Origin of the sequence: Haemophilus sp. CCUG 66565, assembly GCF_001679495.1 — a bacterium.
Lineage (GTDB): Bacteria > Pseudomonadota > Gammaproteobacteria > Enterobacterales > Pasteurellaceae > Haemophilus > Haemophilus haemolyticus_K.
The window spans coordinates 23,202-33,233 of sequence record NZ_LZOX01000011.1 but is presented as its reverse complement, the minus strand read 5'-3'; the positions used below and the strand labels follow the sequence as shown (position 1 = coordinate 33,233).

Sequence of the window (10,032 nt, the reverse complement as noted above, 5' to 3'; positions counted from 1 at the left end):
GCATGGCTGCGTCAGGGTTGCCCCCATTGCGCAATATTCCCCACTGCTGCCTCCCGTAGGAGTCTGGACCGTGTCTCAGTTCCAGTGTGGCTGGTCATCCTCTCAGACCAGCTAGAGATCGCAGGCTTGGTAGGCCTTTACCCCACCAACTACCTAATCCCACTTGGGCTCATCTCATGGCATGCGGCCTTGCGGTCCCGCACTTTCATCTTCCGATTCTACGCGGTATTAGCTACAGTTTCCCGTAGTTATCCCCCTCCATAAGCCAGATTCCCAAGCATTACTCACCCGTCCGCCACTCGTCAGCAAGAAAGCAAGCTTTCTCCTGCTACCGTTCGACTTGCATGTGTTAAGCCTGCCGCCAGCGTTCAATCTGAGCCATGATCAAACTCTTCAATTCAAGTTCAATCGCTCAATAAACTGCTTAGCTATAAATAAAACACTACTTAAAAAGTAATTATGAATTTTCAGTTAAGCACCTATTAAGACTTCAAAATTAAAAATATTTTAAAAACAAGTCAATCAACAAGTGCCCACACAGATTGTCTGATATATTGTTAAAGAGCAAAAAACAACGACGCACTTGTAAACTTAAATACTTCACAACAGTGCGTCGTTGTGTGCGGTGCATTATAGGGATTTTCAAAACCCTTGCAAGTACTTTTTTTGTAAAAATATTTAAAAAATGATCTTTTGATTAAACCTCAATCAATTTATATAAATTTTTCTCCAAAGCTAAACGCCCATTTCATTAATTTGATTAGCGAATTTCTTCACATTATCCCAATTTGTATATTCGATCTCTTTCTTAGGATCTGTCTCGCCACCAGTAATTTTCATAATAATCTGAATCATAACACGATCAATCCATCTGTATCGTGGATAAAAGAGTGCACCTGCAAATACTGCGGCTAATTTAGGTTTCCATTCTGTACGTTGTAAAAATTTACGTACATAAGTATTACTTTCTGGATTATCTTTGCCCTCTTTACGAGCAGTTAAATTAACCCCAAAAAAAACCGCACTTTTTTGTTCAAGTTGATAACGATTGCTTTCAACAAAGCGATAAAGCGCTTTATTAAAGTGCCCATATCGTATAGATGCACCAACTATTACACGATCAAAAGACTCAATCGTATAATTTTCCATTAATGCATCTATATAAACCTCTCCGTCAATATATCTAGATAAAAAGTCAGCAATTTTTTTCGTCTGCCCATCATGGCTTGAATATAATATTAACGTTTTCATTAGTTTTTCCAAAAAGTAGGTGTAAATAAAGCGAGAAGAGTAAAAATTTCAAGTCGCCCACATACCATCGCGATAATTAAAATCCACTTAGCACTATCGGGTATACTCACCATATTACTATTTACTTCCCCTAGTGCTGGCCCTAAATTATTTAAGGTTGCCAATACAGCATTAAAGGCATTAAAAGGCTCAACACCACAAGCAACGACACCAAGTAAACAGATAATAAACACTAGAAGATAAGCTGAAAAGAATGCCCAAATACTACCAATCACTCTTTCATCTAACACATTTCTTCCCCACTTGATAGGATAAACTAAATTAGGGTGAACAACACGTTTAAGTTCTCGTTTCCCTTGTAAATACAGTACAAGTATACGCGCAACACGTAAACCACCACCGACAGATCCAGCACAACCGCCCATAAATGAAGCCAATATTAAAAGAACAGGTACAAAAGAAGGCCAAACAGTGAAATCAGAAGTTGTATAGCCCGTTGTCGTTGAAATAGATACCGTCTGGAACAATACTTGCTCAAAATCTTTCCAGGATGAAGTAAAATAATTATGACTCCACATCACTAATGTACAGATTATTACTAGTATAGTCTGGATACTTATAAAAAAACGAAATTCAGGGTCACGTAGATAAATCTTAAAAAAATTCTCATGGCCAATGGTCGAAAACGCACGAAAGTGTAATCCAAAATTACAGGCGGAAATCAGTAAAAATAATACGGTGATCAAATTAACTAATGGACTATTGAAATAGCCGATACTCGCATCATGAGTTGAAAAGCCACCGATTGAAACAGTAGAAAAGCTATGAGTTATAGCATCAAAAACTCCCATCCCAGCCAACCAATATGCTAATGCACAAAAAACAGTTAAAGAAATATAAATTACCCAAAGAACTTTTGCTGTTTCAGTAATCCTTGGTCTAATTTTTTGTTCTTTCATTGGCCCCGACATTTCAGCTCTATAAAGTTGCATCCCCCCCACACCTAATAATGGAATGATAGCTATTGCGAGTACAATAATTCCCATTCCACCAAGCCATTGCAAAAATTGACGATAAAATAACATCGCTTTTGGAAGGTTATCCAATCCTCTCATTACTGTTGCACCAGTTGTCGTTAATCCAGAAAAGGCTTCAAATGCTGCTGAAGCAACTGTTAAATTTAGTGCATCAAATAATAAAAATGGTAACGTTGCTAAACCACCTAGAACAAACCAAAATGCGACAACAATAAAAAAACCATCACGAGAACGCAATTCTTGTTTATAGTGATGGCAAGGCCACCAGAGCAGTACTCCAACAGTCAAGCTAAAAGTAAATGCCTGTATGAAAGCTTTTCCGCCTCCATCACCATAAATCAATGCAATGAATGCCGGAATAAGCATCGTTCCGGAAAAACAGATAATCAGGATACCAATAATTCGTATTATAGATAAAATATGCACAGTTATTCGCCTATTCAATTGATTTAATCACTAGTTTTCCCATTGATTTATCTCTCAATTCTCTAACAAAAGATTCAACCGTTTGTTTACTAATACCCAATGTTAAAAATACTTGGGACTGAAAATTTTGAGCTAATATTTCTACTTCATACTTATCACAAAGTAACTGTACTAGACTCAATTGACTATAATGACAATCTAAACCAAAAAGGGAACGTTCTACTCTTATTTCTGTTTCTAATAATTTCAATGCTTGCTGTACTCCATTACTATAGGCTCTAACTAATCCTCCTGTACCTAACAAAATTCCACCATAATAACGTACCACTATAGCGCTAATTTCACCAATATTACTGCCTTGAAGAACACTAAGCATTGGTTTACCCGCCGTACCTGATGGTTCGCCATCATCAGAAAAAGCAAATTGTAAAGAATCTACTGGATTTCCCATTACCGCAGCCCAACAATGATGGCGCGCTGCTCTATGTTCTCGTTTAATCTCTTCCAAAAAAGCTTTAGCTTCAGCGATCCCTGTAGTCCTCTGTAAATAAGTGATAAAACGGCTTTTCTTAATTTCTTCTTCAAAAATAACCGCACTTTTAGGAACAAGATACGCAGACATATTATTTTTGTTCATTTTTAATTACATCAGCCGTCACTAAAACAAGTAATTTATCAAATACAATATATTCACAGTAATAAAAAACCCAGTAAAACCTGGGTTATCATCTAATTATTTTACAACCGTAAATGTTAAAGGACCATATTCCATCTCTCCTAACTTAATAAAGATAGTATATTTACCTCGAGGATCTTTTTGATCAAAACTCCAACAATTTATTACTAATTTCCCATCGTTTAAGGAATCGCGCTGACTCGTTATTGTATGTGTTTTTTTATCTTCAGATGAAGTTACCATTCCTATATCTGATGAAATATAAAAATTTGCTTTAGCTGGAGATGTAAAAATCTCTGTGGCTTGAACTTTCTTTCCAAATGAGCCATTTATTTGCCAGCATAATTGTTGTTTTTTAGAAGAACGTGAAATTTCTAATTTATCCAATAAAACTGGCAGTTTACTTGATACATCATAAACACCTAAATAAAGACGAGATTGTTGTTCTTGAGCATTTGGTGTTTCAGAAAGAGCCACCTGAGCACTTAGACTTGCTGATAATGCAGCAATAATTAAAGCTTTTTTCATCATTATATCCCTCTTAATAGAGGTACTGATTATACAAAAAATCGCACAAAAATCTACCGCACTTTCATTTCACTTACTGAACAACCATAACACCAATACATCCCATATCAGCTAACATTAAATTCGATACACCAAATAAAAATGGGTAATTATTTGAAGAAACCTGATCAAACCGAACTAATATATGTGTTTTTCCTTTTACCCAAACAGTATCTTTCCAGGCTAACTCATCCGCTTGATAAATATGATCATCCTGACTTTCTACGACAAATTTTGCCCCCTGAATAGTAAACCCCACAGGTAAATTAGCATTTAAAATCCAACGCTCTACCGTACCTTTTCGAACCACTACATCAATTCTTCTAGGGTCAAAACGTCTTTGATTAATTAGCCCATTCGTCACATCAATATTGAACTCACGAATTTGCGCTATAGATTGAACTAACATTTCTGGTGCATCTGTATCAAAAGTAAGATTTAATGTCTTGCTAAAAACTGTAGCTTCACCTTGTGCTCGTAACTCAATAACTGTATTATCCAGTAAATCATCACCACTGCTAAAAATATTTTTTATCTTATCTAACACGTCTCGTTTTTTACCATCAATCAATGAAACAGAATCAACCTCACTCATATTAATAAGTACTTCAACTCGTTCTCCTGGAGCAAGAATCACAGACTGAATACTTTTTGCCTTAGGTAAAAACCCCAGATCCTTAGCAATCAATAGCATACTCTGCTCATTATCTAGACGTAAATCATAAGCTCGCGCTAAAGATGCATTTAATAATCGTAAACGAACCCAACCACGAACAACGTTTAAATAGGGTGCTTCTATACCGTTAACTAATAAACGATTTCCAACAAAATTTGGTTGATTTTGCTTAAAAAGTTGAAGGCCATTACTACTAAATGACATATCCTGTAAAATCAAAGGGATATCATCTACACCATATTTATGAGGAATATTTGCCTGAATACTTTGCTCATCTTCAACTAACCACATTCCTACAAGCCCTCGGTATGTTTGATAAGCCGAATTCGCTAATATAGAAGAACGGTACCAACACGTTGCCGCAGCTTGCTCAATCGGTACTATCGGAGCCCAAGTCTCGTCTTTTTTTAATACCCGAGCAGCACCTCCAAAGAGCTCCCCTGAAGCCTGCAACCCTTGAATGGACAAAGCTATCGATTGCGGCAAATTATTATGGTAATTTAGTTTGGCAAAATTAGTTGATTTGATTTTTATCGTTGGCCCCAAATAATTGCCATTGAATCCCCATGCTGTTACATTATGCTTTCCATCTAATTCATAATTAACTTCCTGCATAGTAAGCACTATTGGACGTCCTCGACGAACTTCTATCAAAGGTGGAACAATTAATTTATCACGTACAGCAGCCCATAATGGCATTGGTAAACTAAAAAGTGCAGCTGAAATAGTAGTATTTTTTAATAATTGACGACGAGAGAAAGTTTGCATTTTAATTCCTTTTCGCAATTTCCATATCTAGTTCAGCAATGCGTTTCTCCATCAAATCATGACAATAAGTAGCAAGATCACGCACATTATCTTTATTGTAACCTGAAACATCAATAGGATCTAACATTTCACAAATCACTATTCCATTATTCCAACGATTTAAATTAATTTTATTGTGTGTTGTTGAACAAACAACTGGAATAATTGGTACCCCCGCAGAAATTGCTGCATGAAACGCCCCTGTCTTAAAAGGCAATAACCCACGGCCTCGACTACGAGTACCCTCTGGAAACATCCAAATAGACAAATTGTCTTCATTAATCCGGTGAGCAAGTTGCGCCATAGTACTATGAGCTTTAGTCCGATTCTCACGATCTAAAAATATATTACCTGTAATCCAATATAGGATCCCAAAAAAAGGAATCCAAATTAAACTTTTCTTACCAACACTCACAGTTCTCGGACGAACCATATAAGATATCGTCACCATATCATAATTATTTTGATGATTGCCAATATAAATAGCTGGACTTAATTTATTGATAGAATTTGGAAAACGATATTCTACTTTCAAACCAAACAACGGATGTAAGCGCCCAAACCAACGAGCCATAATCCCTACATTACTCGGATTTTTAAACCTAATAAATGAATAAACTGTACCCAATACACAAATCAGAATACAACAAACTGTAACAATAAAAATTCTAAGCAGTTTTAACATATCTTGATCCTATTTAATTTTTTAATTCACATCTATAGTTAATAAACTAAAATATAGTTATATTTTTCAAATTATAACAAATTAAGTTATAGTTTACGTCTATCTAGAAGAGATTAATGGAATATTTATGAAACATTCTTATTTTATTTCTGATTTGCATTTAAGTGAAACAAAACCTGAATTAACCGCACTTTTTATAAGCTTTATACAAAACATCGAACCAGAAACTGAACAAGTTTATATATTAGGTGATTTATTCGATTTCTGGGTTGGTGATGATGAACAGTCCCCACTAATTATAAAAATAAAGAACCTACTCAAATCCTTGCATGATAAAGGAGTGCAATGTTATTTCCAACATGGAAATCGCGATTTTCTTATTGGAGAGCGTTTTTCAAAAGAAACGGGAGTTGAATTATTACCAGAATACAAGCTCATCAATCTTTACGGAAAAAATATCTTACTATGTCATGGTGATAGCCTTTGTATTGATGACACTGCCTATCAGAAATTTCGTAACAAAGTTAATAATAAGTGGCTACAACGAACATTTCTATGTTTACCATTAAAACTTCGAATAAAAATTGCTGAAAAAATCCGCTCTAAAAGTAATCAAGATAAACAAAAAAAATCAGTAAAAATCATGGATGTAAATAAAACATTCACTATACAAAAAATGCAGGAGTTTAATGTGGATTTGCTAATTCACGGACATACCCATAGAGAAAATATTCATAAAGAAGAGGGAATGACTAGAATTGTGCTGGGAGACTGGCGCAAGGAATATGCATCTATCTTAGAGTTAAGAGAAGATTCTCTCATTCATTTTAAGAAATAATAATCATGGACTATTAAATAATTTTCTAAAAATCCATAAAAACATATTAGAAACTAACGCTCTTCTACTTTATATCATTAATTCTCTAAATATATAAAAAAACCCACTATAAAGTGGGTTTTTCTTAAAATATCAACTACTATTCCGCAGATGCTGTATCAACAACTTCTGGGCGATCAACTAGCTCAATATATGCCATTGGAGCATTATCACCTGCACGGAAACCACATTTCAAGATGCGAGTGTAGCCACCTGCACGTTGAGCAAAACGTGGACCTAATTCATTGAATAATTTTGCAACAGTTTCAACGTTGCGAGTACGAGCGAATGCTAAACGACGGTTTGCAACGCTATCTACTTTTGCTAATGTAATTAACGGTTCAACTACACGGCGTAATTCTTTAGCTTTAGGCAAAGTAGTCTTAATGATTTCATGACTAACTAAAGCACTTGCTAAGTTACGAAACATCGCTTGGCGATGGCTGCTATTACGGTTTAGTTGACGACCACTCTTACGATGGCGCATGATCTTATCCTTCTCAGAAAAATCTTAACCTATGACCAAACTAGTCTTCAGCAATACTTGCTGGTGGCCAATTTTCAAGGCGCATACCAAGTGACAAGCCACGTGAAGCGAGCACATCCTTAATTTCAGTAAGAGATTTCTTACCAAGATTAGGTGTTTTTAATAATTCAACTTCTGTACGTTGTACTAAATCACCGATATAATGAATTGTTTCTGCTTTCAAACAGTTAGCAGAACGAACTGTCAACTCTAAATCATCTACAGGACGTAATAAAATCGGATCAAATTCCGGTTTTTCTTCCTTAATTTCAGGTTGACGAACATCACGCAAATCAACGAATGCATCGAGTTGCTCTGCTAAGATTGTTGCAGCACGACGAATTGCTTCTTCAGGCTCAAGCGTACCATTAGTTTCTAACTCAATAACAAGTTTATCTAGATCAGTACGTTGTTCAACACGAGCTGCTTCAACATTATATGCAATGCGATCAACTGGGCTGTAACAAGCGTCAACAAGTAAGCGGCCAATTGGACGCTCCTCTGCTTGACTATGAGTGCGAGCTGAAGCTGGAACATATCCTCTACCACGCTGAACTCGAATACGCATACTGATTGATGCATTTTCGTCAGTTAAGTGACAGATTACATGATTCGGATTCACAATTTCAACATCACCATCATGGGTGATATCCGCTGCAACAACAGGGCCAATTCCAGATTTATTTAGTGTCAGAATAACATCATCTTTATTCTGTACTTTAACCGCTAGACCTTTAAGGTTTAAAAGAACTTCAAGAATATCTTCTTGAACACCTTCCTTACTACTATATTCGTGCAATACGCCATCAATTTCCACTTCAGTTACAGCACAACCTGGCATTGAAGACAGAAGGATACGACGTAATGCATTACCTAGAGTATGGCCAAAACCACGCTCTAACGGCTCTAAGATCACTTTAGCATGAGTTGAACTAATTTGTTCAATATCTACTAAACGTGGTTTTAAAAATTCTGTAACAGAACCCTGCATTTTATCCTCTCTTTGCTTTTAAGCTTAACTATTATTTAGAGTAAAGCTCAACGATCAGATGTTCGTTAATATCTGCTGATAAATCAGAACGCTCAGGAACACGTTTGAACACACCTTCCATTTTTGCAGAATCAACTTCTAACCATGTTGGTTTTTCTCTTTGTTCTGCTAATTCTAATGATGCTTTAATACGTGCTTGTTTTTTAGATTTCTCACGAACAGCAACAACATCATTTACAGAAACTTGGAAAGATGGAATGTTAACAACACGACCATTTACAACAATCGCTTTATGGCTCACTAATTGGCGAGCTTCTGCACGAGTTGCAGCAAATCCCATGCGATAAACAACGTTATCCAATCTACCTTCTAATAACACTAATAAATTTTCACCAGTGTTACCTTTTAAACGGTTTGCTTCTTTATAGTAGTTACGGAATTGACGTTCTAAAATACCATAGATACGACGAACTTTTTGTTTTTCACGTAATTGACTACCATAGTCAGACAAACGCGGTTTACGAGCACCATGTTGACCAGGTGCTGTATCAATTTTACATTTTGAATCAATCGCACGCACGCCTGATTTAAGAAATAAATCAGTACCTTCACGACGGCTGAGCTTGAGTTTTGGACCCAAATATCTTGCCATTTTCTTTCTCCAACTATCCTATATACGTCTTAAACGCGACGTTTTTTCGGTGGACGACAACCGTTATGAGGAATCGGAGTCACATCAGTAATATTCGTGATACGGAAACCCGCTGCGTTTAACGCGCGAATTGTAGATTCACGACCTGGACCCGGACCTTTAACCATAACTTCCAAGTTCTTTAAGCCGAATTCTTTAACAATTTCAGCACAACGTTCAGCAGCAACTTGCGCAGCGAACGGGGTAGATTTACGAGAACCACGGAAACCTGAACCACCTGCAGTCGCCCATGCTAGAGCGTTACCTTGACGGTCAGTAATAGTAACGATTGTATTATTGAAAGATGCGTGAATATGTGCTACGCCATCTACGACTTGTTTTTTTACACGTTTACGTGCACGAACTGGTGTTTTAGCCATTCTTTATTTACCCCGACTATTTTTTGATCGGCTTACGTGGACCCTTACGGGTACGCGCATTAGTTTTAGTACGTTGACCACGTACCGGTAAACTACGACGGTGACGTAAACCACGATAACAACCTAAGTCTAAAAGACGTTTGATGTTTAGTGTTACTTCACGACGTAAATCACCTTCAACAGTAAATTTACCAACTTCGTCACGCAGTTTGTCAATCTGCTCTTCAGACAATTCTCTGATCTTAACATCTTCAGCAATACCCGCTGCAGCACAAATAGCTTTTGAACGAGTCTTACCAATACCGTAAATTGCAGTTAAAGCGATTACAGCGTGTTTGTGATCAGGAATGTTAATGCCTGCAATACGGGCCACTATGCACTCCTATTATTTTAACTAATTTGGTATTCTGATCTTGAAAAGCCCGTTTTCAGGATACTCAAA

Annotated in this window: 12 protein-coding genes and 1 rRNA gene; 1 reads left to right on the top strand and 12 read right to left on the bottom strand. The window is 36.6% G+C overall.

The window, feature by feature from the left end; all coding sequences use genetic code 11:
• From A9501_RS03425 to A9501_RS03395, 7 genes are all read right to left on the bottom strand, one after another.
• Positions 1–400, bottom strand: a 16S ribosomal RNA gene (locus A9501_RS03425); the annotation flags it as partial.
• Between the two features lie 335 nt (positions 401–735).
• Positions 736–1,251 carry a menaquinone-dependent protoporphyrinogen IX dehydrogenase gene (hemG, locus tag A9501_RS03420; RefSeq protein WP_065264908.1) on the bottom strand — a complete coding sequence of 172 codons (516 nt, stop codon included), beginning with the start codon at positions 1,249–1,251 and terminating at the stop codon, positions 736–738.
• A complete protein-coding gene (locus tag A9501_RS03415; RefSeq protein WP_065264907.1) occupies positions 1,251–2,714 on the bottom strand; it encodes a TrkH family potassium uptake protein in 1,464 nt (487 codons plus the stop codon). The genes hemG and A9501_RS03415 overlap by 1 nt, the downstream gene beginning before the upstream one ends.
• A gap of 10 nt (positions 2,715–2,724) precedes the next feature.
• Positions 2,725–3,336 carry a YigZ family protein gene (locus tag A9501_RS03410; RefSeq protein WP_065264906.1) on the bottom strand — a complete coding sequence of 204 codons (612 nt, stop codon included), beginning with the start codon at positions 3,334–3,336 and terminating at the stop codon, positions 2,725–2,727.
• A 111-nt stretch (positions 3,337–3,447) separates the two neighbouring features.
• On the bottom strand, positions 3,448–3,921 hold the full coding sequence (locus A9501_RS03405; protein ID WP_257006483.1) for a hypothetical protein: 474 nt from the start codon (positions 3,919–3,921) through the stop codon (positions 3,448–3,450).
• Positions 3,922–3,991: 70 nt separating this feature from the next.
• Positions 3,992–5,401, bottom strand: a complete 1,410-nt coding sequence (locus A9501_RS03400; protein WP_065264905.1) for a multicopper oxidase domain-containing protein — start codon at positions 5,399–5,401, stop codon at positions 3,992–3,994.
• A 1-nt stretch (position 5,402) separates the two neighbouring features.
• Positions 5,403–6,125, bottom strand: a complete 723-nt coding sequence (locus A9501_RS03395; RefSeq protein WP_048952553.1) for a 1-acylglycerol-3-phosphate O-acyltransferase — start codon at positions 6,123–6,125, stop codon at positions 5,403–5,405.
• 127 nt (positions 6,126–6,252) lie between these two features.
• On the opposite strand from A9501_RS03395, the gene lpxH reads away from it, so the two are divergent.
• Positions 6,253–6,963: a UDP-2,3-diacylglucosamine diphosphatase gene (gene lpxH / locus A9501_RS03390; RefSeq protein ID WP_048952552.1), complete on the top strand. Its 711-nt coding sequence runs from the start codon at positions 6,253–6,255 to the stop codon at positions 6,961–6,963.
• A gap of 139 nt (positions 6,964–7,102) precedes the next feature.
• On the opposite strand, the gene rplQ is transcribed toward lpxH, so the two are convergent.
• The 5 genes from rplQ to rpsM are packed head-to-tail and all read right to left on the bottom strand — an operon-like array spanning position 7,103 to position 9,963.
• The gene (gene rplQ, locus A9501_RS03385) at positions 7,103–7,489 is read right to left on the bottom strand and encodes a 50S ribosomal protein L17 (RefSeq protein WP_065264904.1); all 387 of its coding nucleotides are present in this window, start codon (positions 7,487–7,489) and stop codon (positions 7,103–7,105) included.
• 40 nt (positions 7,490–7,529) lie between these two features.
• Positions 7,530–8,519: a DNA-directed RNA polymerase subunit alpha gene (locus tag A9501_RS03380; RefSeq protein ID WP_005625865.1), complete on the bottom strand. Its 990-nt coding sequence runs from the start codon at positions 8,517–8,519 to the stop codon at positions 7,530–7,532.
• A gap of 31 nt (positions 8,520–8,550) precedes the next feature.
• Positions 8,551–9,171 (bottom strand): 30S ribosomal protein S4, encoded by a 621-nt coding sequence (gene rpsD, locus A9501_RS03375; RefSeq protein ID WP_005625866.1) that lies wholly within the window; start codon positions 9,169–9,171, stop codon positions 8,551–8,553.
• A gap of 29 nt (positions 9,172–9,200) precedes the next feature.
• Positions 9,201–9,590, bottom strand: a complete 390-nt coding sequence (gene rpsK / locus A9501_RS03370; RefSeq protein ID WP_005543603.1) for a 30S ribosomal protein S11 — start codon at positions 9,588–9,590, stop codon at positions 9,201–9,203.
• Positions 9,591–9,606: 16 nt separating this feature from the next.
• Positions 9,607–9,963, bottom strand: a complete 357-nt coding sequence (gene rpsM / locus A9501_RS03365) for a 30S ribosomal protein S13 (protein ID WP_005625867.1) — start codon at positions 9,961–9,963, stop codon at positions 9,607–9,609.
• Positions 9,964–10,032 lie beyond the last annotated feature (69 nt).